The organism is Methylococcus sp. ANG, assembly GCF_040730495.1.
Classification (GTDB): Bacteria; Pseudomonadota; Gammaproteobacteria; order Methylococcales; family Methylococcaceae; genus Methylococcus.
Window position 1 is genome coordinate 534,744 of sequence record NZ_CP160399.1, and the last position, 22,045, is coordinate 556,788.

Below are 22,045 nucleotides of genomic sequence, written 5' to 3' on the forward strand. Positions count from 1 at the left end.
TTCAGGGCGATTGCCGTTCGGGGTAGGCCCAGACGAAGCCGGCGGCGTTCGGCATGCGGATTTTCGGCAGCGTCGTCGCGTCGAGCCGGTCGCGTTCGCCGATGATGCCGTTGGCGTGGAGGAGGTAGGCGGTGACGGCATAGACCTCGTCGTTGCCTAATGAGCGTGGGGCGTCGAGGGGCATGGAGCGGCGGATGAAGTCGAAGACCGTGCTGGCATAGGGCCAGTAAGTGCCGATGGTCTTGTCGGGCTCGGCGCTGGTCAGAGGATTGCGGCCTCCGGCCAGTTCCTCGGCGCTGCCGCCGCTGCCGTCCGGGCCGTGGCAGGCGGCGCATCTGGCATCGTAAACGGCCTTGCCTTCGACCGCTGTGCCCTGGCCTGGCGGAAGGCCGGTGCCGTCGGGGAAAACGGTGATGTCCAGGGCGGAGATCGCGGCCGGTTCCAGGGCTTGTCCCAGGCGCGGGCCTTCGGGGGCGGCGAGCGCCGGAGTGCTTGCCAGGGCAAGAAATACGGCGAGGATCGGGTCACGCATAGACATGGCTGACGCTCCCATCGGCGGCGACGGCCGAGGACACGATCGCGTTGTAATGGAAATACCCATGGCGCCCGCGTTCGGCGATCAGGGTCTGACGTTCGGGCTGGACGTAGCCGGTCTCGTCGGTGGCCCGGCTCTTGAGTACGGCGGGAGAACCGTCCCAGCGCCAGGGCAGGCGGAAGCGGGTGAAGCACTTGGGCAAGATGGGCGAGTCCAGCGTCGCATCGCGCCAGGTTTGACCGCCGTCGGTCGAGACTTCCACCCGCCGGATCGTTCCCCGGCCGCTCCAGGCCAGGCCGGAAATCTGGTGCAGGCCTGGGCCAGGCAGGGTCTGGCCGGCGAAGGGGTGGGTGATGACCGACTTGGCCTCCATCACGAAGCTGAACTGGCGTGCCTGGCCGGAGGGCAGCAGCTCGGTGTACTTCGCGGTTTCGTTGCGGGCCATGGCCGGCTGGTCGGCGAGCTGCAGGCGGTGCAGCCATTTGACGTTGGTGACGCCTTCCCAGCCGGGCAGGACCAGGCGCAGCGGGTAGCCGTTCTCCGGCCGCAGCCTTTCGCCGTTCTGGTAAAGGGCGAGCAGGGCGTCGTCCAGCGCCTTGTCGAGCGGGATGCTCACGTTCATCGCGGCGGCGTCCGCGCCTTCCGCGATCAGCCATTTGGCGTTCGGCTGCACGCCGCATTCCTCCAGCACGGTGGCCAGCGGAACGCCGGTCCATTCGCTGCAGGAGGCCAGGCCGTGGATATTCCCCGCCGGGGCCTGTATCGGCTCCCGGTGCCAGCCGGCATTGCTGTTGCCGCCGCATTCGATGAAGCACAGGCGCGAGGTCATCGGGTAGCGCAGGAGGTCGTCGATGCCGAAGCTCGAGGCTTGGCCGACCAGTCCGTGCACCGCGAGCCGATGTACGGCGGGATCGATCTGCGGCACGCCGTTGTGGTGGCGCTCGAAATGCAAGCCGCTGGGAGTGACGATGCCTTCCAGCCGTTCCAGCGGCGTCCAGGAAATCCCGTTTCCCGGCGCATCGGCATTGGCCGCGACCCAGCGGATGACGGCGCGCTCGTGCGGCGAGGGCTGGCCGTAATTGGAAAGCGGAGCGCCGGGCCGGGTCATCCACGGCGGCGCCGCCGCCCGGACGCTGCCGGTCAGGGCGGTGCCGGTCAGCGCCAAGCCCGTCTTCAGGAATTTACGGCGGCCGGATTCGGATTTTGGATCTTCCGATTCGCTGGAATTCTGCATGTCGAGCTCTCGTTCCTTCGGGTTGAACGGCATGACGACGGGGTTGGACGGCCTAGCTAGCTTGGAGCTGCAAGGGACCTACAGTTTGATGACCGCGATGAGGACGCCTGTCGCCAGCATGATGAACGCACCGAGTTTGATGGTCAGGCGATACTCCAGCGTATCGATCCTGTGTTCAAGGTTTTGAATATCCCCCTTGGTGGCGAGTTCGGCTTCAGACTGAGCGTCTTTGAAAGCGTCGGCGATAGCTTCGGCTTGCTCCGTCGGAACCCCTGCATCGGTCAGTTTTCGAACGAATTTATGTGTATCGAAAGTGATGGTAGCCATATCCGCGCCTCGTTGCTGTGTACAGTCTGACAAAATTCGGAGAGTGGCGCTACGCTCCCGGACCCTCCCACCCTGCCGGGGTTTTTATTGTCCGCCGCCTAAGTTAACTTAAGCCCATAACAACGAAACGGAGGTCTGAGGTATGCGTGAGGTCATGCGGGACTTTGCCGGGCTGATCATGCGGGGGACGGCGTTCGCCTTCCTCATTGCGAGCCTGTTGGGCGTGCTGTCCCTGTATTTTCTCCCCGCCGCATCGTTCAGCGCGGCGGCGATCGGCCTGGTCGGCCTGCGCCTGGGCGCGGCGAGGGGAGTCCTTCTGGCGCTGGCGGTCGCCGTGCCGGTGGCGGCCTGCGGCTACCTGTTCCCGCCGCGGCCGGGTCTGGAGCTGCCACTGCTTGCCCTGATTGGTCCGCTGGTGCTGGGCGCGGCGGCCCTGCTGCATCGCGACGGGCGGCAAGGCCCGCCGCTGCTGCTCATCGGCGCGGTGTGCATGGCCGGCGTCATCGCCATAGAACTGATCTCCGGCGATGCCACCGCGTTCTGGAAGAGTTGGCTGCAGCATGCGGTGAAGGGCGTCAAAGGCGCGACCGTCCAGGGATTCGAGGAGAACGGCACGCTGGTGCTGATGAACGGTCTCATCGCCTTCCTGGTCGGGGCCAGCGCCTTTCTGACCCTGCTCCTGGCGCGCTGGTGGCAGTCGCTCCTTTATAACCCGGACCAGTTCGGACCGGAATTCCAGCGCCTCCGCTTGCCCCGCACCGCCCTGGCGGTGGCTGTGGCGCTGCTCGTGCTCGCGCATTTCGGGCGTCCCGCGCTCCAAATGCACCTCCTGCTGGTGGGCATCATGATGTACGCGTTCCAGGGGCTGGCGGTGGTGCACGGGGTGGTGGCCCAGCGCGGGATCGGCTGGACGGGCTGGCTGCCGCCGTATCTCGCCCTGGTCTTCGTGCCCCAGTTCGGGGCCGTCGGCCTGGCGGTGCTGGGCGCCGTCGACGCACTGGCGAATTTCCGGCGCCTGCCCGCAGCGGAGAGCAGGGCGGCGTGATTCCTTACCGCGATACCATCCCCTGCCGCCATACGCCCTGGGTGACGTGGAGCCTGATGGCGCTCAATCTCGCGGTTCATCTTTACACCCAATGGCTGCCGCCCAGGGCGCTGCAGGCGCTGTTCACCCTGCACGGCCTGGTGCCGGCGCGCTACGGATTGCCGGAGTGGGCGGCGACGGCGGGCTTCCCACCCGATGTGTACAGCCCTTTCATCACCAGTATGTTCCTGCACGGGAGCTGGTTCCACCTGGTCGGCAACATGTGGCTGCTGTGGATCTTCGGCGACAACATCGAGGACCGCATGGGCAGGGTGCGGTTCTTGTTCTTCTATCTGTTGTGCGGCGTGGTGGCGGCGGGGCTCCAGGTCTATTTCAGTCCGCAGTCGGCCGTCCCCACGGTGGGGGCGTCCGGCGCCATTGCCGGGATCATGGGGGCCTATTTCTTCCTGTACCCTTACGCCCGGCTGGTGATCTGGGTGTTTTTCCTGCCGCTGTTCGTCACCGTGCCGGCGATCGCTTTTCTCGGTGCCTGGGTCATCTTCCAGCTTTACAAGGCCACCAGCGGCTTCGCCAGCCATGCGCCCTACGCGGACGTAGCGTGGTGGGGGCATCTGGGCGGCTTCATCATCGGGGTGCTCACGCACCGGCTGTTCCTGTTGCCGGAGCGCGAGCCCCCTGAAGAGACCGGTTTGCGCCGGGTGCGCACGTGAGTTTTCCGGAGCGAACCGTGGACCGGACGGCCTTTCTCCGCGAATTGAAGCGTGTTCTCCCGGCGGAGGCCGTATTGAGCGATCCGGAGGATCTGAGGCCCTTCGAATGCGACGCGCTTTCCGCCTACACCGTCCTGCCCTGGATCGCCGTGCTGCCGGAAACCGTGGAGCAGGTCCAGACGGTGCTGCGTCTGTGCCATTCGCGGGGTGTGCCGGTGGTGGCTCGGGGTGCCGGCACCGGGCTGTCCGGCGGCGCCTTGCCCGTGGCGGAGGGCGTGTTGCTGAGCCTGGCGAAGTTCAACCGTATCCTGGCGGTCGATCCCGCCAACCGCATGGCCCGCGTGCAGCCGGGCGTCCGCAACCTCGCCATTTCCGAGGCCGCGGCGCCTTTCGGTCTCTATTACGCTCCCGATCCTTCGTCCCAGGTGGCCTGCACCATCGGGGGCAACGTGGCGGAAAATTCCGGTGGGGTGCACTGCCTGAAATACGGGCTGACCGTGCACAACGTGTTGCAGGTCACCCTGCTGACCATCGAAGGTGAATTGCTGACGCTGGGTTCGCTGGGGCTGGACGGTCCCGGCTACGACCTGCTCGCCCTGATAAACGGCTCGGAAGGCCTGCTCGGGGTGATCGTCGAGGTGGTCGTCAAACTGTTGCCGGTGCCCGAAACGGCCCGGACGCTGCTGGCGGCGTTCGGCAGCATCGAGGCGGCGGGTGACGCCGTGGCCGGCGTGATCGGCGCGGGTCTGCTGCCGGCCGGGCTGGAAATGATGGACAGCCTCACGCTCCGCGCTACCGAAGCCTTCGTCCACGCCGGCTACCCGGTCGAGGCGGCGGCCGTCGTGCTGTGCGAAATGGACGGCATGGCAGAGCAGGTCGAGGCCGAGATCGCCCGGGCACGCCGGGTGCTGGAATCGCACGGCGCGGCGGAAGTACGCGAATCCCGCGACGAAGCCGAGCGCCGGAAATTCTGGGCCGGACGCAAGGCCGCCTTCCCGGCGGTCGGGCGGATCGCCGCGGACTATTACTGCATCGACGGCACGATTCCCAGGAAGCGGTTGGCGGAGGTGCTGGGGCGGATCGGCGAACTTTCGGAGCAATTCGGCTTGGCCGTAGGCAACGTCTTCCATGCCGGCGATGGAAACTTGCATCCCCTGATCCTCTACGATGCTTCCCATCCCGGCGAACTGGAGCGCGCCGAGGCGCTGGGCGAGGAAATTCTCACCCTCTGCGTCGAGGTCGGCGGCACGGTGACCGGCGAGCATGGGGTCGGCATCGAGAAGCTCAATCCGATGTGCGTCCAGTTCGGCGCGCCGGAGCTGAGGCAGTTTCACACTTTGAAGGCGGCGTTCGACGCCGGCGGGCTGCTCGATCCCGGCAAGGCCGTTCCGACGCTGGCGCGCTGCGCCGAATTCGGCCGGGTGCATGTGCACGGCGGGCGGCTCCGCCATCCCGAGCTGGAGCGGTTCTGATATCCACAATGCGTAGCCAGGACGACTCGGAATATCTGGCGGGGCGGGTGTCGGAAGCCTGCGCCCGCGGCGAGCCGTTGCGGATTCAGGGCGGCGGCAGCAAAACCTGCTACTCGGGATCGGGCGAGGGCGGGGCCCTGTCGACTCTGGCCCACACCGGCATCGTCCATTACGAACCCACCGAACTGGTGCTCACCGCCCGCAGCGGCACGCCGCTCGCCGCGATCGAGGCCGCGTTGGCGATGTCCGGCCAGATGCTGGGCTTCGAGCCGCCGCATTTCGGCTCCGGCGCGACCTGGGGCGGGACCGTGGCCTGCGGATTGTCCGGACCGCGTCGGCCCTGGGCCGGCAGCGTGCGCGACGCGGTGCTCGGCTGCCGGATGGTCGACGGCCGGGGCGAGGTGCTGCGCTTCGGTGGCGAGGTGATGAAGAACGTGGCCGGCTTCGACGTTTCCCGGCTGATGGCCGGCGCGCTCGGCACGCTGGGATTGCTGCTGGAAATCTCGGTGAAGGTGCTGCCCAGGCCCGAGTGCGAGACCACGTTGTGCTTCGAATGTCCGTCCGCGGAAGGCCGCGAACGGATGATCCGCTGGGGCGGAAGCGGACTGCCGGTGACGGGCATGGCCTGGGACGGGCGACTTTACCTCCGCCTGGCCGGACCGGAGCAGGCGGTTTCCGCCGCCGCCCGGCGTGTCGGCGGCGATCGGGCAGTGGAGGCGGATACCTTCTGGAACGGTCTGCGCGAGCAGACGCGTGAGTTCTTCTCCGGAAAGGGCGACCTATGGCGGCTGTCGGTGCCGCCGGCCGCGGACATCGGCGGCCTGTCCGGCGAATGGCTCATCGACTGGGGCGGTGCCCAGCGCTGGCTGCGCACAGACGCCGGTCGGAACGAGGTGCTCGCCGCCGCCCAGGCCGTGGGCGGGCATGCCCGGTTGTTCCGCAGCGCGAATCCCGCGGCGATGCGATGCGCCGCCCTGGCCCCGGCGCTGGCCGCCCTGCACCGGCGGGTGAAGGCGGCGTTCGATCCGGCAGGGATGCTCAACCGTGGACTGTGTCCGGAGGCGTCGTAGATGCTCGCGCGTTTGGACGATCGTTTCAGAGACAAGCCGGAAGGGCGGGAAGCCGAGGCCATCCTCAAGGCTTGCGTCCATTGCGGCTTCTGCACGGCCGCCTGTCCGACCTACCGTCTGCTCGGCGACGAACGCGACGGCCCGCGCGGCCGCATCTACCTCATCAAATCGATGCTGGAAGGCGAGCCGGCGACGGAGCGCACCCGAAACCACCTGGACCGCTGCCTGAGCTGCCGTGCCTGCGAGAGCGCTTGTCCCTCCGGTGTGCGCTATGGCCGGCTCGCCGACATCGCCCGCGGCATCGTCGAAGAACGGGCGCCGAGGCCGGGGCTCGAGAGGTTCAAACGCAAGTTGTTGCGGATGATCCTGCCGTATCCGGCAAGGCTCGCGCCTTGGGTCGGCCTGGCGCGCCGGCTGTGTCCGCTGCTGCCGCCGGCCTTGCGGCGCAAGCTGCTTCCCGCCGCGGCGGCGTTGCCCTGGCCGCCGGCCAGACACCCGCGCACCATGCTGGCCTTGGGCGGCTGCGTCCAGTCCGTCCTGGCGCCGTCCATCGACGCGGCGGCGGCGCGGGTGCTGGACCGCTTAGGGATTTCGCTGATTCGGATCTCGGAAAGCGGCTGCTGCGGCGCCTTGAGCTACCATCTCGGTGCCCATGAGGAAGGGCTGGATTTCATGCGCCGCAACGTCGACGCCTGGTGGCCCGCCATCGAGGCCGGCGCCGAAGCCATCGTCATCACCGCCAGCGGCTGCGGCGTGATGGTGAAGGAGTACGGCGAACTGCTGCGCGACGATCCGGCCTACGCGGAAAAAGCGGCGCGGGTGTCCGCGCTGGCGCGCGACCTGAGCGAAGCCGTCGCCGCCGAGGACTGGCGATCGCTGCCTGCGGTCCAAAAACGCCGTATAGCCTTCCAGTCACCCTGTACCCTGCAGCACGGCCAGCGCCTGAACGGCCTGGTCGAGGAGCTGTTGCAGGGACTGGGGTTCGAACTGACGCCGGTCGCGGATGCCGCCGTCTGCTGCGGCTCCGCCGGCACCTATTCCCTGCTGCAGCCGGCGCTGTCGTCGAGGCTGCGGGAAGACAAGCTCCGGAATCTGGAAGCCGGCGATCCCGACGTCATCGCCACGGCCAACATCGGTTGTCTGGCTCATCTGGCTTCCGGCACCGGGCGGCCGGTGCGGCATTGGGTGGAATTGCTGGACCGGTGTTACTAACGGCTAAGAAAGCAGTGTCACACAACATTCCCTCTCCTCTGGGAGAGGTCGATGTGCGCCATGCGCACCGGATTGTTCCCCGGAACCTGTAGGATGCCGAAGGCGATCCGCCAACCAATCCCCTAAAGCCACACGATTTGTGGGCCCGGCTGGCATGCGTGCTGTTTCGGGATGGCGGAACCCGAAAGAGCCGGTTCCGCCCTACGTCGTCCCTGTGGATAAGCGTAGCGCATCCACCTCCGTAACGACTCGAAGAGCAGCGGAGCTGACTCGGAGAGCGGCGGAGCCGAATTTGGCGGATGCGCTGCCGCTTATCCGCCCGATCCCGATAGGTTCCTGGGTAGGGTGAGGGCGATCAAACAATGACATTACTTTCTTAACGACTGGTAACCGGCTCCGTGGGGCTCAGCGGGCTGTCAGTACCTTGCCCCATTCGGCAGCGTCCGGAATTCCCGCCAGACCTGGAGCGCTTCCTCCCGCATGAGCTGCTGCGGTGCCAGGTGCCGTTCGGCGTAGGATTTCGCGATGTCCAGATTGATCCGGGAGTCGTCGAACAAGTCTTCGTAGTCGTGCCAGGCGGCGGCGTAGAAGACTTTGTCGATACGGGCCCAGTAAGCCGACGCGTAGCACATCGGGCAGCATTCGCAGCTGCTGTACAGCACGGCGCCGGAAAGGTCGTAGCTGCCGAGTTTGCGGCAGGCTTCCCGGATGGCGTTGACTTCCGCGTGGGCCGTCGGGTCGTTGTCGCGGATCACGCTGTTGCCGGCACTGGCGAGCACCTGTCCGCCGCGCACGATGACCGCGCCGAACGGGCCGCCGGTTCTGTCGACGACGCCGGCGCGCCGCATGATGTGGATCGCCTGCCGCATGTATTCGCGGTCCTGCTCGGTGGCGGTGTGAGTGTTGGCAAGCACTTCGGTTCCTCTAGGGTGGGCTCCTGCGGAGCGGCGAGTCAGATTTCCGGCCGGCGGACGATTCGGGCGAGCAGGATCGGCAGACGCGCCAGAAAGCCGAACATCAGACGGACGTGCATCCAGGTCAGGAGGACGTTGTCGCGCCAGTAGTGGAAGTGCGAGGTGCCGCCCTCCTCGGCCCGGGGGTAATAGACCGGCACGGGCAGATTGACCGGCCGGATGCCGGCCCAGCAGAGACGGACGGCGGCTTCCGGATCGAAGTCGAAGCGCCGCATCCATTGGCGGTCCTGCATGACGACGCACAGCGCCTGGATCGGATAGACGCGGAAGCCGAACAGGGAGTCGCCGATCCCGGTCCAGAGCGTCTCGAGGTTCGCCCACCAGTTGGAAATGCGGCGGCCTTTCACGCGCAGGGAGGGAGCGGAGTCGTCGAATACCGGCACGCCCAGGATCATGGCGTCCGGCTCTTCCTGCGAGCGTGCCATGAATTCCGGAATCCGGTCGGCGGGATGCTGGCCGTCCGAATCCATGACCAGGGCGTGGGTGAACCCTTTGCGGCGGGCGGTCAGCAATCCCCGCAGCACCGCCGCGCCTTTGCCGCGGTTCGCCGGCATCCCCAGGACCACCAGTCCGCCGTCCTCCGCCGAGAGTTTCAGCAGCCCTTCCCAGGTGCCGTCGGTGCTGCCGTCCACCACGACCCAGACCGGATTCCAGTACTGGCGGGCGGCCTTGACCGTCTCGTAAACCTTGGGGCCGGGGTTGTAGCTGGGAATGATGACCAGGTGGGTGCGGGAGGGCGTGCTCATGTCGTGGGATCGGATTCGATGGGGGCGGATGGGGTTCCGGCGAGTTCCCGGGCGTAATAGGCTTCCAGCGCGTGGGTGAATGCCACCGGGTCGTCAGGCGGATCGAACCGCAGGCCCAGCCGGATACGGAAGCGGATCGGAAGGCGGGGTCTTGCGTACACCGGCCAGCGCTTGCTCAGGAAAGGGGAGTCGGTTTCCACGATCAGCGTCTGCACCGGCACGCCGGCATGGCGGGCGATCAGGGCGGCGCCGCCCTTGAACCGGCCGACTGGCGGCTCCGCGGTGCGGGTGCCTTCGGGGAAGATCAGCAGTTGTCCGCCCTTGCGCAGCTCCGCGACGGCGGTCTTGATCATGCCGTGGCCGGAGTCGTTGCGGATGTAACGGGCCAGGCGGGCGCCGGCGCCGAGGAAGATGTTGTCGTTCAGGTTGGCCTTCATGATGCAGACCAGGTTGGGCAGGCGCGAGGCGACGATCACGGCATCGAGGAGGCTGGGATGGTTGGCGACCAGCAGTAGCGGCGTGTCCTTGCGCAGCGCTTCGAGTTCCGTGGTATCGAAGCGGAAGGCGCCGGCCGCATGCATGATGCCGAAGAAGATCCGCCAGCCGTACATGATTCCGAATCGGCCGACCGGCCGCCCCAGCCGTTCCGGCAACACCGGATAGAGCAACACGGCGGTGCCGATCCAGGCGAGGGACATGGAGGCGTACAGCAGCAGCCCCAGGTACAGCGCGGTGTATTCGTACAGCATCCTCAGCGGGCGGATCAAACGGCTCAAGTCGGTTCTCCTGGATTTCTAAGGCGCTCTGCTTCCGAAGGCTTCGATCTCGACCAGCAGCTCACGGCGGCAGATCTCGGCCTCCAGGAACAGGATGTCGGCCGCCGGCAGCACCGCCGCGAGTTCGCATTCTATCGGTTCCAGAGGGCAGCCGGGCCGGACGTAGACCTTGTAGCGGAAATCCTCCAGAGCGAAGGCGGTATCGCGGGACTCCCCGTTCAGCGTCTCGATCAAGGCCGCCAGGTTGGCCAGCGTCTCGCGGGTCTGTGCCGCGGCATCGCCGGGATGAAGGCTCTCATGGCCCAGGATGCTCGCCGTGCCGGAAACGAACACCGCGATCCGGTCCGCCGATCGCAGCAGGGTGGCGCGGGAAAAGCTCGGGCTGCGCGGCCCGTAGGCCGGGGGGTAAAGGTAGGCGCTGAGCTGGCGCGGGTTTTCGATCGGAACCGCCGGGGTGCGCGAGGCGACGAAGTAGATCGCGAGGGGACCCGAGTGCGTACCGAGCGCGCAGGCGGCGGGCAGGGCGCCGGCGGCCGGCCGGCTCGCGCGCAGGAAAGCCTCCTGCCGCCCGACGTTGAATTGCCGGTAGCGTTCGAGACCCGATTCTTCCCGATTGATCCCGGGGAAGTAATTCCAGACCCGCACGAGGTGCGGGTAGCCACGCCGGCCGGCAAACCGGAAGAGGGAGTCGTAGGTCTGCCGGGTTGCGCGGCGGATGTCCGCACCCGCCTCGGTTTGCATCGTCCCGAAGAGATGGTGGCCGTCGCAGGCCCAGTCGATGGCTCCGGTCCGGCCGCGGGTCGCACGGCGCGTGCCCATCCAGATCTCGACCACCGGCTCGGCCGGCTGCATCTGCGGCGTGGCGATCCTAAGCCGGGGAAGCGAGGGGGGGAGGCCGGCCGGCGGATCCACCCCGAAGCCGACGGCGCCGAGCCCGCGTTCCCCGATCAGGCCGAGCAAGGCCGGCAGTTCGGCCTGCCGCAGGTAGAGGACTGACAGGGCGCCTTCCGCTGGCGTGACCATGGCTAGGGACATCAGGCGGCGTCGGCGTCCTGGATGTTCAATCCGCGCCGCCGGCGCGCTTCCAGGGTCCGGCGGAAATGCCACAGGCTGTTGAGGTAATAGACCGCCTTGAATGCATACAGCGAAAACCAGATCGGCGTCCTGCCGAAGATGTCACCCGCCAGCAACGACAGCAAGGCTTCCTTCATGCGCAGCACGTTCTGCGGCGCCATGAACAGCTCGCGCATCGTCGGGTCGGTCATCCGGTAGATGAACCAGGAAAATTCCCGAGGGCCGTGCCGCATCCGCCGGTCGAAGCGCTTGAGCGCCGCGCCCGCACGCCGTGGCTGGTGCAGGCAGGTGTCCACCGTTTCGGCGGCGGTCACGCCTCCCTGCATGGCGAACAGGACGCCGGAGGAGAACACCGGGTCGATGAAGGCGAACGCGTCGCCGATCAGCAAATAGCGCTCGCCGTGCGTCCGCGTGGAAACATAGGAGAAATTGCCGGTGGCGTGCACGTCGGAGACCAATTCGGCAGCGGCAAGGCGCTCGGCAAGGGCCGGGCACGAGGCGATCGTGTCGAGGAAGAATTCACGCAGCGGTGTGTTCCTGCGCTTCATGTAATAGGGCCAGGTCACCGCGCCCACGCTGGTCGTGCCGTCGGCCAGGGGGATGAACCAGAACCAGCCGTGTTCGAACCAGAACACCGAGATGCTGCCCTCGTGGCGGCCGCTGCGGCGGCGCGCGTTCGCGAAGTGGCCGTACACCGCGGCGCTGTTGTGTTTCCTGTTGCGCTGCTTGAGCTTCAGCCGGTTGGCGATGAAGGTATCGCGGCCGGAAGCATCGACTACGAAACGCGCTCGCCAGCGCCGCCTCCGCCCTTCGTCGTCCTGGGAATCGACTTCTGCGCCCTGCCCGTCGGACAGAAACCGGATGTCCGTGGCCCGCCAGCCCTCCAGGAGTTCCGCGCCATGCTTCGCCGCGTTCCGGATGAGGATGTGGTCGAACTCCGATCGCCGCACCTGGTAGGCGTACGGCATGGATTTGTCCCAGGCGTCGGCGAATTCGAAGGTGAGCGTGTCGTCGTGATCGGGTGACACGAACTCCGCGCCGGGTTTGTACATGCCGATGCGCTCGACTTCATCCTTCACGCCCAGCCTTTCCAGCAAGGGGAGGCTGGCCGGCAGCAGGGACTCGCCGATGTGGAAGCGGGGATGGCGGCATTTTTCCAGCACCACCGTGCGGTAGCCGCGCTCGGCCAGCAGGGCGGCGGCCGTGGAACCGGCGGGCCCCCCGCCTATGATCAGCACGTCGCATTCGGCGGATTGAGCGAGCGTGGATTCGGGGCGCGGGTTCATCGGGACGGATTGAATCGGGATCGGGTGGGTGACGAACGGCGGCGCATTATCCTAACGATCATGGCGACCAGCCGCCCGGGATGATGACAAATCGGCAGGAAGGTCGAGTGACAGGTCCCGTCCTTGGGGCCCGCCCTCCGGGCCATGCTCCGCATGTTCAAATTTGCTCCCTGCAAATTTGTGCACGCTTTGCGCCCGAAGGGTGCGATACAGGGAGGTATCGCATGAGCGCGACTGTTCGCCATGATCGTTCCCTCACCCCGGCCCAATCATGCCGGGCTCTCCTGCCCGGCACCCTTCGGGTCAATGCAAATCTGCTCCCGGCAGATTTGTCCCAAAGGGAGAGGGTGAGCAAGGTTGCTGCGACTTTCACGTTAAAAACCTCAGTTGGACGTGCCCGAGTGTGCGGCTGGTGGGCCGGCTGGCAAGGCGCGACGACGCCGTGGGGCCGTCCCCCACAAGGAGGAGCAACGAAGTAAGGTGGTCCGCCAGCCGTGCAATCGGACGCGTAGCGCGCTCACCCAAAAGGCGCGACTGACCGAAGCAGGGAATATCAGTATTCATGCAGGTTCGGTGTTATGCGAAGCGGTCAACCGAGGTTTTTAGATTATAGCTTCAACAATCCGGCCGTTGCGAACCATGGCCGTATGGGGAACGCGACTTGCCCGGTTCCCGCCAAAAGTACTCATGGGGCCAAAGCCGGACCGGCCGGCAGTGGGCCGGTAACCGTTCAGCCCCCTGGGAGCGTGGGCGTCGCCCCGCTGAAAAAGCGGCCAGGATGGCCGCGTTCCCAGCAAAAAAGCTGGGGGGGGGGCTGAACGGATACGTGGGCCGGGTGTCAGATTTTTCCAATCCAAGACGGTCTGCCGACTGTCAGAGTTCAGCGGCGTCAGATTGACCACAATGTTCTTCAAGTTGAACTAGTGTCTAATTGCATTATTAAGCGACTGTAATATCATGTCTCCGTTACCCACAGGAACGGAGGGAAGGATGGCGCGAGTTGCCATATCGGTGAGTTGTACGGACCAAGACCGGCGTGAGTTGGAGCGTTTGAGCAATAGCCGCACCGAGGAGGCTCGTCTGGTCGAACGCGCCAAGATTGTCATGGGCTGTCTGGCGGGCAAGCGCAATGACGAAATTGCTGCTGAACTCGGTATCCGGCCCGGCACGGTCGGTGTCTGGCGCAGGCGCTTTGCGGCTGAAGGGTTGAAAGGACTGCGTGATCGAAAAAGACCGGGCAAGCCTCCGCGGTACCCGCCGTCCGAGTTGCGCAATCGATTGCTTGCGCAGATTGAACAGCCGCCGCCGGCCGGACAGGCGACGTGGGATGGCGGGTCGTTGTCGAAAGCCTTGGGGGTTTCCGATGATGCCGTCTGGCGTCTGTTGCGCAAAGAAGGCATCCAACTCCAGCGGCATCGCTCGTGGTGCGTCAGCACGGACCCTCAGTTTGCCATCAAGTCGGCCGACATTATCGGGCTGTACCTGAATCCGCCGCAAAATGCGTTGGTCATTTCCGTTGATGAAAAGCCTTCCATTCAGGCGCTGGAAAGGGCCAGCGGTTTCGTCTTTACCAGCAGCGGCAAGCTGGTTCGTGGATTGAAAAGCACCTATAAGCGCCATGGCACGATCAATCTTTTTGCGGCCTTGAATGTGGCGACCGGTACCATTCAGTCCAAAACCACCACGACCAAGAAGCGTCCTGACTTTCAGGCCTTTCTCGATGAGGTGGTCGCCGATGTTCCGGCTGATCGGGAAATTCATGTGATTCTCGACAACTATTGCACTCACAAGAAGAACGATGACTGGTTGGCCGCCCATCCCAACGTGCACTTTCACTTCACGCCCACTTCAGCCAGTTGGTTGAACCAAGTGGAAATCTGGTTTGGCATCATGACCCGCAAGGCCTTACGTGGGGCCAGTTTCAACAGCATCGACCAACTGGCGCAGGCGATCAACGATTTCATCGCCGCCTACAACGACAAGGCCGCCCCATTCGTCTGGCGCAAGCGGGAAGTCAAAGGCTCCCAGCTGCGCAATACTATCGCTAATTTACGCAATTAAACACTAGATTTGCTCGACAGGAGGGACGGCGACACAAAGGAAAGCTCTGCCGGTGCCCATTGGAACGTCGCTCATGCCTTCGGGTTCAGCCGACGGATGGAGCGGAAAACAGCGGCGCGATCTTTGCCGAGACGCATGGAGTCCTTCCGGATGTCACGGCCGACCGTTTGCGGGATGTGCAGGGTGAACCTGCACCGTTGCCCCAATTTGTTCAAGTTAATTCCGGACAACGCCTTACGGCTCGGTACGAAGCACTGGAAGGCGTGCCAAGCACCGCGTAAGAGTTCATGTTGTATATTTACGACTCCTGAAGGAGGTCTCTCATGAAAACACTACGTCCATTCACCATCGTCGGCATCCTCGGCCTATTGGTCGCTTGCGCCCCCGCCAGGGAGGTGCGTCCCCATAAATGGGCTTTAGCCGTGCAAACCGCCGAGACGCGCGAGGCGCACAAGGCACTGGCGAAGCACTACGAGGAGGTGGCCAAACAAATGCAGGACGATGCGGAAGAGGAAAGGGAAATGCTCGCACAATATCAGGCGCAACCGCACAAATACGGCAAACGGATATTGGACTTGAAAGCCCGCGCCGAGGCGATGATCCGCGACTTCGAACTCGCGGCCAAGGAAAGCCGGCAGATGGCCGAATACCATCGGCAATTGGCGAAAGAAGCCAGCCGATGAGCCTCCCGGGGCGCGGGGCTATGTCTGGGTTGGATCGTCGCCCGACACACGACCGCCGAGGCCACGCAGGCATTTTTCAAACCCACCGCTTTGAGGACCAGTTGCGGTGGGCGTGTGGCCGTGCCCACCGACTGAAGCCGGCTGCAGTGCGGTTGGCAGAACCGCTTCAGTGTCTGTGTCATCCACACCGAAGCGGCGGTGCGATCGGCGAAGGTGAAGGAAACGGGCGCATTGCCCACCACGAAGGCGCGTACCTGCGCCAAGCTCTGAAGTCCTGCGGTCCGTAGCATCACGATCATGTCTCCATGATCCCACTCACCGCCGCCAGGCTCACCTCACCTTGGAAACACGGCACTCCCTTCAGGCTCATGTGTCATTGGACAAGGCTGTGCCATGACTTATACTTGCGGCCCTTTTCAACGAAGACGGCGCCCGCGATTCTTCCCGACATGAATCCCAAGCTCGCCAGCCTGCACCCTTATCCCTTCGAAAAGCTGGCGGATCTCAAGCGAGGCCGGGTGCCGCCGGCGGACAAGCCTCACATCGCGATGTCCATCGGCGAGCCCCGGCATCCGACGCCGCACTTCATCGCCGAGGCGCTGCTGCAGCATCTGCACGGCCTGTCTACCTACCCGACCACCAAGGGTGGGCCGGAGTTGCGCCACGGCATCGCGCGATGGCTGGAACGGCGGTTCAGCCTGGGCGGGGGCACGGTGGACCCGGAGCGGCAGGTGCTGCCGGTCAACGGCACGCGGGAGGCGCTGTTCGCCTTCGCCCAGGCCGTGATCGATCCGGCGGAACGGCCCCTCGTGCTGATGCCCAATCCCTTCTATCAGATCTACGAGGGAGCGGCGATCCTGGCCGGGGCGGAGGCCTGTTTTCTCAACACCACGGCGGAGACCGGCTTCCTGCCGGATTTCGATGCGGTGCCGGAATCGGTATGGCGGCGGTGCCGGCTGGTCTATGTCTGTTCTCCCGGCAATCCCACCGGGGCGGTGATGGGGGCCGATCAGCAGCGGCAGTTGCTGGAGCTGGCGGAAAAGTACGATTTCATCGTCGCATCTGATGAATGCTATTCCGAGCTGTACGCCGATGAGGCCGATCCGCCGCCGGGTTTGCTACAGATCGCAGCCAACATGGGTAATACCGAATTCCGCCGCTGCGTGGTGTTCCATTCCCTGTCCAAGCGCTCCAACACGCCCGGCCTGCGTTCGGGTTTCGTGGCGGGCGACGCGGACGTTCTCGGCCGCTTCCTGCTTTACCGGACCTATCACGGCTGCGCCATGTCGCTCCCCGTGCAAAAAGCCAGCGAAAGGGCCTGGGCCGACGAAGCCCACGTGCGTGAAAACCGGACGCTTTACCGGCGGAAGTTCGACGCGGTCGCCGCCGTGCTGGAGGACGTCCTCGAAATGGCCGTGCCTTCGGCCGGGTTTTATCTTTGGCCACGCACCCCGATCGAAGACACGGCATTTGCCGCCGGCCTGTTCGAGGCTCAGAATGTCACGGTGCTGCCGGGGCGGTTTCTGTCCCGGTCGAGCGGCGGCGTCGATCCGGGCGCAGGCCACGTCCGCATCGCCCTGGTCGCTCCTTTGGAGGAGTGTGTCGAAGCGGCGCATCGTATCAAGCAGTTCATTCAAACCCTATAGTCAGCGATAACATGTCTTTGGAAAACATCATCAACGAAGCTTTCGAAAATCGTGCGCAGATCAGCCCGGGCGCGGTGGGCGCCGAAGTGCGCGAGGCGGTGGAAGAGGCTCTGCGCCTGCTCGACAGCGGCGCGGCCCGCGTCGCCGAGAAGAAGGACGGCGGCTGGGCGGTCAACCAGTGGCTGAAGAAGGCGGTGCTGCTCTCCTTCCGCATCAACGACAACCGCGTGATGGACGGCGGCGAGACGCGCTATTTCGACAAGGTCGAGCCCAAGTTCGGCAGCTTCAGTCCGGAAGACTTCCGCGCCGCGGGCGTCCGTGTGGTGCCGCCCGCCGCCGTCCGCCGCGGCGCCTACATCGCGCCCGGCGTGATCCTGATGCCGTCCTACGTCAACATCGGCGCCTACGTGGATTCCGGCACCATGGTCGACACCTGGGCCACGGTGGGCTCCTGCGCCCAGATCGGCAAGAACGTCCACCTCTCCGGCGGTGTCGGCATCGGCGGCGTGCTGGAACCGCTGCAGGCGGGCCCGACCATCATCGAGGACAACTGTTTCATCGGCGCGCGCTCCGAAATCGTCGAAGGCGTCGTCGTGGAAGAGGGTTCGGTGATCTCCATGGGCGTCTACATCGGCCAGAGCACCAAGATCTACAACCGGATGACCGGCGAGATCAGCTACGGCCGGGTGCCCGCGGGCTCTGTCGTGGTGTCCGGCAATCTGCCGGCCAAGGACGGCAGCCACAGCCTCTATTGCGCGGTGATCATCAAGCAGGTGGATGAAAAGACCCGAGGCAAGGTCGGCATCAACGAGCTGCTCAGGGACTGATCATCAAACAACAAATATATCGAGAATCGAGGAAGAGTCATGAAACGAGTATCCGCCGCGGTAGTGGGCCTTTTGTTTTCCGCCAACGTGTTCGCCGTCGCCCAGCATTACGTTCGCGGGGACGGCGGCCATGTCCAGCACATGAAGATCAACGAGGTCGGCGATGAAATCCACGTCGAGGTGGATGTCGACTTCGAGCCGGTCGGCAGCGTCGACAAAGGCAAGCGGCCCTGCTCTCACACGATCGACGGCAATGCGGACAAGGTCGCAGACAACGAGCTGGTCCTGAAGAAACAGGTGGAAAGCGAAACGCGCTACTGCGAACTCAAGATTCACCTCAAAGGCGATGCGGCCGTGATCGAGCAGTCCAAGGATTGCGACTATTTCCTCGGCACGTACTGCAAGTTCGCATCGGAAGGCAAGCCGCTGCTTCTCGTCAAATGACGGGGCGATGCGGCCCGGACGAGCCGCGAATCCGTATGAATCCAACCTGGGAGTTTGAGCCATGGGCATAGGTGTTTGGGAATTGCTGCTGCTTTTTCTGATCGTTCTGGTCGTCTTCGGCACCAAGCGTCTGCGCAACATCGGGGGCGACCTGGGCGGAGCGATCAAAAGCTTCCGCTCGGCCATGAGCGAGAGCGAAGACAAACCCTCAGAAGGCGGGGCGCGCACCATCGAGGGTGAAGTGGTCGAGAAGAAGGAAAAGGACAAGGTCTGACCGGATCATGTTCGATATCGGCTTCACCGAGATGCTGCTGATCGGGCTGGTCGCCCTGCTGGCGTTCGGCCCGGAGCGCCTGCCGAAGGTGGCGCGGGAAACCGGCTACTGGATCCGCAAGGCCCGCAGCACGCTGGCTTCCGTTCGCGCGGAAATCGAGCACGAGATGGAAATGCAGGACTTGAAACAGGCCATGCTGGAAGCCAAGTCCGGCCGGACTCTCGAACCGGCTTCGGGCCAGGATGGCGAGCCCGGCGGGAATCCGCCGCCGGAAGCCGCAGCGCCGGAAAAAGCCGATGACCGATCGTAAGTCGAGGAGGGCCGAAGAGGATGTGGAGCAGCCGTTCATCTCCCACCTCGTAGAGCTGCGGCAGCGGATTCTTCGCGCCCTGGCGATGGTGCTGGCGCTGTTTCTTGGGCTGGCGTTCTACTCGAACGAAATATATTCCTTCCTGGCCGGGCCCTTGCTGAAGCATATGCCGGAAGGGTCGCAGATGGTCGCCATCGACGTGGCGTCGCCGTTCCTCACGCCGTTCAAGCTGACCTTGATGGTCTGCGTGTTCCTGTCGATCCCGTTCATCCTGTACCAGGCCTGGGCTTTCATCGCTCCGGGCCTCTACCGCCACGAGCGGCGCATGGTGCTTCCGCTGCTGGTGGCGAGCACGGTTCTGTTCTACGGCGGCGTGGCCTTCGCGTACTACGTGGTGTTCCCCGTGATGTTCGGCTTTTTGACGGCCACGGCGCCGGCCGGGGTGGCGGTGATGACGGACATCGCCAAGTACCTGGATTTCGTCCTGACGCTGTTCCTCGCCTTCGGCATCGCCTTCGAAGTGCCGATCGCGACCATACTCCTGGTATGGAGCGGCATCGTCTCCCGCGAAACCATCGGCAACAACCGTCCCTACGTCATCGTGGGCGCTTTCGTGGTAGGAGCGGTCCTGACGCCGCCGGATGTCGTGTCGCAAACGCTGCTTTCGGTTCCGATCTGGCTCTTGTTCGAATTCGGGTTCTTCTTCTCCCGGTTTTTCGAAGCCAAGCCGGAACACGAGACGGTCGCCGCCAAAGCCGTCGAACACCGCGATTCCTCCCCTTCGGGGCAGTGAGGCCGGGTTTCCGGCGGGCTCATCATCCATGATTCTGCTGTTCACCGACTTCGGTCCGGCCGGGCCCTACCTGGGCCAGATGGAAGCGGTGCTTCGGCTGAACGCGCCCGGCGTGGACGTCATCCACCTGGTGAGCGATGCGCCCGCTCCGCTGCCCGCGGGTTACCTGCTTGCGGCGCTATGCCGGCAGTTTCCGGAAGGCAGTGTCTTTCTCAGTGTGGTCGATCCGGGGGTGGGCGGCGACCGGCAGGCGCTGGTGCTCGAAGCGGACGGCCGCTGGTTCGTCGGACCCGGCAACGGCCTGCTCAATACCGTCGCCGCGCAGGCGGAATCCAGGCGCTGGCTGCGCATCGACTGGCGGCCGGCGCGTCTGTCGGCCAGCTTCCACGGCCGCGACCTGTTCGCGCCGGTCGCGGCCCGGATTGCCAAGCGGGACTTCGGGTGGGAGCACCAGGCCATCGATGGGCCGGACGTTACGGCATGGCCGGCGGACCGCGCCTCGATCGTGTATTTCGACCATTACGGCAATGCGCTGACCGGCCTGCGCTACCGGTCTGAATTCGCGGAACGGGTGTTGCGCGTCAACGACCGGCAGGTGCCGCATGCGGACGTTTTTTGCGCAGTCGAGGCGGGCGCGGCCTTCTGGTACCGCAACTCGCTGGATCTGGTCGAGGTCGCCGTCAACCGGGGCAGGGCGGACCAGGCCTTGGACCTTGCCATCGGCGACAGCGTGGTGTTCGAGCCGTAGGGGCCATCCCGTTCCAATGCCCGGCCGTCGTGCCGCATGGCGGCCCCGGTGGGCGCGATAGTATAATTTTGACGCTCGCTCCCCGGCATTTCCCCTTCCACAAGCTTCCGTGAACTCTCCCGGCTCCCCCGTCGTCATCGCGCGCCAATTGACCAAATCCTTCGAGGGGAAGCGGGTAGTGGACGGCCTGCGCTTCGACATCCGGCAAGGCGAGTTCGTGGGCATTCTCGGTCCCAATGGGGCGGGTAAGACCACGACGCTACGGATGCTGGTGGGCAATACGCCGCCGGGGGCGGGCGAACTTTCGGTGCTTGGCTTTGTCATCCCCGCCGAGGGGCGGGCGATGCGCGCGAGGATCGGTGTGGTGCCGCAGCAGGACAATCTCGACATCGACTTCACGGTGGTGGAGAACCTGCGGATTTACGGCGGCTATTTCGGCTTGAGCGAAAAGGCGCTGAAGGCTCGGATCCCCAAGCTCCTGGATCTCGCCGCTCTCACCGACAAGGCCCATGCCCGCATCGGCCAGCTTTCCGGTGGCATGAAGCGGCGGCTGTCGATCGCCCGCGCCCTCATCAATCAACCGGAGCTGCTGGTGCTGGACGAACCGACCACGGGGCTCGATCCCCAGGTTCGGCACAACATCTGGAGCATGCTGCGCCAGTTGCAGAACGAAGGACTGACGATCGTCCTGACCACCCATTACATGGAAGAGGCCGAGCGCCTGTGCGGACGCATCATCCTGATGGACCGCGGGCGGATTCTGGCGGACAGCAGCCCGCAGGCCTTGATTCGCGACCATATCGAGCCGCACGTGCTGGAGGTGCACGGCGTCAATGCCGAAAGCTGGCGTTCTTCGCTTACCCTGGCAGGCGGGCAGCGCTGCGAGTGCATCGGCGAGAGCATCTTCCACTACGGTGACGACCTGGAAGCCCTGGTTCGCTCGTTGGATGCGTGGGACGGCGTGCATTACGTCTACCGGCGCGCCAATCTGGAAGACGTGTTCCTGAAGCTCACCGGCCGCGATCTGCACGATGCTTGAGGCGGCCAGGCGCTGGAAATCCGTATGGCGGCGCAACGCCTGGGTCTGGCGCAAGGGCGCGCGCACGGCGCTACTGGGCGGTTTCGTCGAGCCGCTGTTCAATCTGCTGGTGCTCGGTTTCGGACTGGGCAGCTACGTCGGCCGGGTCTCCGGTCTGCCCTATCTGGATTTCCTGGCCGGGGGCATACTCGCGACCAGCGCCATGAACGCCGCGACCTTCGAAGGACTGTACCTGGCCTATACCCGCATGGCGGTGCTGAAGACCTGGGACGGCATGCTGGCGGCACCTTTGTCGCTGACCGACGTCGTAATGGGTGAGGTGCTGTGGATGGGCACCAAGAGCCTGATCAGTGCCGGCTTGATCCTGGCCGTACTGGCCGGCCTCGGCCTCGCCGCCGGATGGGCCGCGCTCGGGGTGCTGCCGCTGGCTTTCCTGGCCGGCGTCTGCTTCGGGAGTATCGCCCTGGTGGTGACCTCCTTCGCCCGCAGCTACGACTTTTTCGTGTATTACATCACGCTGGGCATCACACCCATGGTGCTGCTGAGCGGCGTGTTCTTCCCGTCCGACAGCTTGCCTTCCGCCGTACGGGGCGGCAGCGAGTGCCTGCCGCTGTTGCACGTCGTGGAGCTGGTCCGGCCGCTGCTGGCCGGAGACCTGGACCTTGGCTTGTTCCGGCATGCGGCGGTGCTCCTGGCATTTGCCGTGGCGGCGATTTTCCTTGCCATCTGGCGCCTGCAACGCAGGCTGACGCAATAATC

At 65.0% G+C, this 22,045-nt stretch carries 24 protein-coding genes; 16 read left to right on the top strand and 8 right to left on the bottom strand.

The genetic code is table 11. The annotated features are described in order from the left end of the window. Position 1: 1 nt before the first annotated feature. The 3 genes from ABZN20_RS02535 to ABZN20_RS02545 all read right to left on the bottom strand — a co-directional run bounded on the left by ABZN20_RS02535 (position 2) and on the right by ABZN20_RS02545 (position 2,096). The gene (locus ABZN20_RS02535; RefSeq protein ID WP_255556392.1) at positions 2 to 538 is read right to left on the bottom strand and encodes a c-type cytochrome; all 537 of its coding nucleotides are present in this window, start codon (positions 536 to 538) and stop codon (positions 2 to 4) included. Further along, a complete protein-coding gene (gene soxC / locus ABZN20_RS02540; protein ID WP_218806556.1) occupies positions 525 to 1,769 on the bottom strand; it encodes a sulfite dehydrogenase in 1,245 nt (414 codons plus the stop codon). The genes ABZN20_RS02535 and soxC overlap by 14 nt, the downstream gene beginning before the upstream one ends. 78 nt (positions 1,770 to 1,847) lie before the next feature. Further along, the gene (locus ABZN20_RS02545) at positions 1,848 to 2,096 is read right to left on the bottom strand and encodes a CCDC90 family protein (protein WP_218806557.1); all 249 of its coding nucleotides are present in this window, start codon (positions 2,094 to 2,096) and stop codon (positions 1,848 to 1,850) included. Positions 2,097 to 2,238: 142 nt separating this feature from the next. Between ABZN20_RS02545 and ABZN20_RS02550 the strand changes: the two genes are divergently transcribed. From ABZN20_RS02550 to glcF, 5 genes are read left to right on the top strand one after another with little or no spacing between them, the layout of a single operon-like run. Continuing rightward, the gene (locus ABZN20_RS02550; protein ID WP_367026647.1) at positions 2,239 to 3,141 is read left to right on the top strand and encodes a hypothetical protein; all 903 of its coding nucleotides are present in this window, start codon (positions 2,239 to 2,241) and stop codon (positions 3,139 to 3,141) included. Continuing rightward, the gene (locus ABZN20_RS02555; RefSeq protein WP_218806559.1) at positions 3,138 to 3,851 is read left to right on the top strand and encodes a rhomboid family intramembrane serine protease; all 714 of its coding nucleotides are present in this window, start codon (positions 3,138 to 3,140) and stop codon (positions 3,849 to 3,851) included. Before ABZN20_RS02550 ends, ABZN20_RS02555 begins: the two co-directional genes overlap by 4 nt. A gap of 17 nt (positions 3,852 to 3,868) precedes the next feature. After that, complete coding sequence (locus ABZN20_RS02560) at positions 3,869 to 5,323, top strand: FAD-linked oxidase C-terminal domain-containing protein (protein WP_367026648.1); 1,455 nt, start codon at positions 3,869 to 3,871, stop codon at positions 5,321 to 5,323. Between the two features lie 8 nt (positions 5,324 to 5,331). Then, positions 5,332 to 6,393, top strand: a complete 1,062-nt coding sequence (gene glcE / locus ABZN20_RS02565; protein WP_367026649.1) for a glycolate oxidase subunit GlcE — start codon at positions 5,332 to 5,334, stop codon at positions 6,391 to 6,393. After that, positions 6,394 to 7,605, top strand: coding sequence for a glycolate oxidase subunit GlcF (gene glcF, locus ABZN20_RS02570; RefSeq protein ID WP_367026650.1), 1,212 nt, complete (start codon positions 6,394 to 6,396; stop codon positions 7,603 to 7,605). Positions 7,606 to 8,021: 416 nt separating this feature from the next. Here glcF and ABZN20_RS02575 read toward each other — a convergent pair whose 3' ends face one another. Genes ABZN20_RS02575 through ABZN20_RS02595 form a run of 5 tightly spaced genes read right to left on the bottom strand, consistent with a single transcriptional unit; the run spans position 8,022 to position 12,461 of the window. Further along, positions 8,022 to 8,519 carry a nucleoside deaminase gene (locus ABZN20_RS02575; protein WP_255556394.1) on the bottom strand — a complete coding sequence of 166 codons (498 nt, stop codon included), beginning with the start codon at positions 8,517 to 8,519 and terminating at the stop codon, positions 8,022 to 8,024. A gap of 38 nt (positions 8,520 to 8,557) precedes the next feature. Beyond that, positions 8,558 to 9,325 (bottom strand): glycosyltransferase family 2 protein, encoded by a 768-nt coding sequence (locus ABZN20_RS02580; RefSeq protein ID WP_218806563.1) that lies wholly within the window; start codon positions 9,323 to 9,325, stop codon positions 8,558 to 8,560. After that, on the bottom strand, positions 9,322 to 10,101 hold the full coding sequence (locus ABZN20_RS02585; protein ID WP_218806564.1) for a lysophospholipid acyltransferase family protein: 780 nt from the start codon (positions 10,099 to 10,101) through the stop codon (positions 9,322 to 9,324). The genes ABZN20_RS02580 and ABZN20_RS02585 overlap by 4 nt, the downstream gene beginning before the upstream one ends. Before the next feature lie 18 nt (positions 10,102 to 10,119). Further along, positions 10,120 to 11,136: a hypothetical protein gene (locus ABZN20_RS02590; protein WP_367026651.1), complete on the bottom strand. Its 1,017-nt coding sequence runs from the start codon at positions 11,134 to 11,136 to the stop codon at positions 10,120 to 10,122. Continuing rightward, on the bottom strand, positions 11,136 to 12,461 hold the full coding sequence (locus ABZN20_RS02595; protein ID WP_367026652.1) for an NAD(P)/FAD-dependent oxidoreductase: 1,326 nt from the start codon (positions 12,459 to 12,461) through the stop codon (positions 11,136 to 11,138). Before ABZN20_RS02595 ends, ABZN20_RS02590 begins: the two co-directional genes overlap by 1 nt. Before the next feature lie 990 nt (positions 12,462 to 13,451). Here ABZN20_RS02595 and ABZN20_RS02600 point away from each other — a divergent pair. The 11 genes from ABZN20_RS02600 (at position 13,452) to ABZN20_RS02650 (ending at position 22,043) form a co-directional block, all read left to right on the top strand. After that, complete coding sequence (locus ABZN20_RS02600) at positions 13,452 to 14,522, top strand: IS630 family transposase (protein WP_218806107.1); 1,071 nt, start codon at positions 13,452 to 13,454, stop codon at positions 14,520 to 14,522. Positions 14,523 to 14,845: 323 nt separating this feature from the next. Further along, positions 14,846 to 15,205: a hypothetical protein gene (locus ABZN20_RS02605; RefSeq protein WP_367026653.1), complete on the top strand. Its 360-nt coding sequence runs from the start codon at positions 14,846 to 14,848 to the stop codon at positions 15,203 to 15,205. A gap of 449 nt (positions 15,206 to 15,654) precedes the next feature. Next, the gene (gene dapC / locus ABZN20_RS02610; protein WP_367026654.1) at positions 15,655 to 16,851 is read left to right on the top strand and encodes a succinyldiaminopimelate transaminase; all 1,197 of its coding nucleotides are present in this window, start codon (positions 15,655 to 15,657) and stop codon (positions 16,849 to 16,851) included. 11 nt (positions 16,852 to 16,862) lie between these two features. After that, positions 16,863 to 17,678 (top strand): 2,3,4,5-tetrahydropyridine-2,6-dicarboxylate N-succinyltransferase, encoded by an 816-nt coding sequence (gene dapD / locus ABZN20_RS02615; RefSeq protein ID WP_367026655.1) that lies wholly within the window; start codon positions 16,863 to 16,865, stop codon positions 17,676 to 17,678. A 39-nt stretch (positions 17,679 to 17,717) separates the two neighbouring features. Next, the gene (locus tag ABZN20_RS02620) at positions 17,718 to 18,122 is read left to right on the top strand and encodes a hypothetical protein (protein ID WP_367026656.1); all 405 of its coding nucleotides are present in this window, start codon (positions 17,718 to 17,720) and stop codon (positions 18,120 to 18,122) included. Between the two features lie 61 nt (positions 18,123 to 18,183). Further along, the gene (gene tatA, locus ABZN20_RS02625; protein ID WP_218806569.1) at positions 18,184 to 18,396 is read left to right on the top strand and encodes a twin-arginine translocase TatA/TatE family subunit; all 213 of its coding nucleotides are present in this window, start codon (positions 18,184 to 18,186) and stop codon (positions 18,394 to 18,396) included. A 7-nt stretch (positions 18,397 to 18,403) separates the two neighbouring features. Further along, complete coding sequence (tatB, locus tag ABZN20_RS02630; RefSeq protein ID WP_218806570.1) at positions 18,404 to 18,706, top strand: Sec-independent protein translocase protein TatB; 303 nt, start codon at positions 18,404 to 18,406, stop codon at positions 18,704 to 18,706. Further along, positions 18,693 to 19,499 carry a twin-arginine translocase subunit TatC gene (gene tatC / locus ABZN20_RS02635; RefSeq protein ID WP_218806571.1) on the top strand — a complete coding sequence of 269 codons (807 nt, stop codon included), beginning with the start codon at positions 18,693 to 18,695 and terminating at the stop codon, positions 19,497 to 19,499. Before tatB ends, tatC begins: the two co-directional genes overlap by 14 nt. A gap of 28 nt (positions 19,500 to 19,527) precedes the next feature. Further along, complete coding sequence (locus ABZN20_RS02640; RefSeq protein ID WP_367026657.1) at positions 19,528 to 20,247, top strand: SAM hydrolase/SAM-dependent halogenase family protein; 720 nt, start codon at positions 19,528 to 19,530, stop codon at positions 20,245 to 20,247. 109 nt (positions 20,248 to 20,356) lie between these two features. Further along, positions 20,357 to 21,286 carry an ATP-binding cassette domain-containing protein gene (locus ABZN20_RS02645; protein WP_367026658.1) on the top strand — a complete coding sequence of 310 codons (930 nt, stop codon included), beginning with the start codon at positions 20,357 to 20,359 and terminating at the stop codon, positions 21,284 to 21,286. Further along, on the top strand, positions 21,279 to 22,043 hold the full coding sequence (locus ABZN20_RS02650) for an ABC transporter permease (protein WP_367026659.1): 765 nt from the start codon (positions 21,279 to 21,281) through the stop codon (positions 22,041 to 22,043). Before ABZN20_RS02645 ends, ABZN20_RS02650 begins: the two co-directional genes overlap by 8 nt. Positions 22,044 to 22,045: the final 2 nt, after the last annotated feature.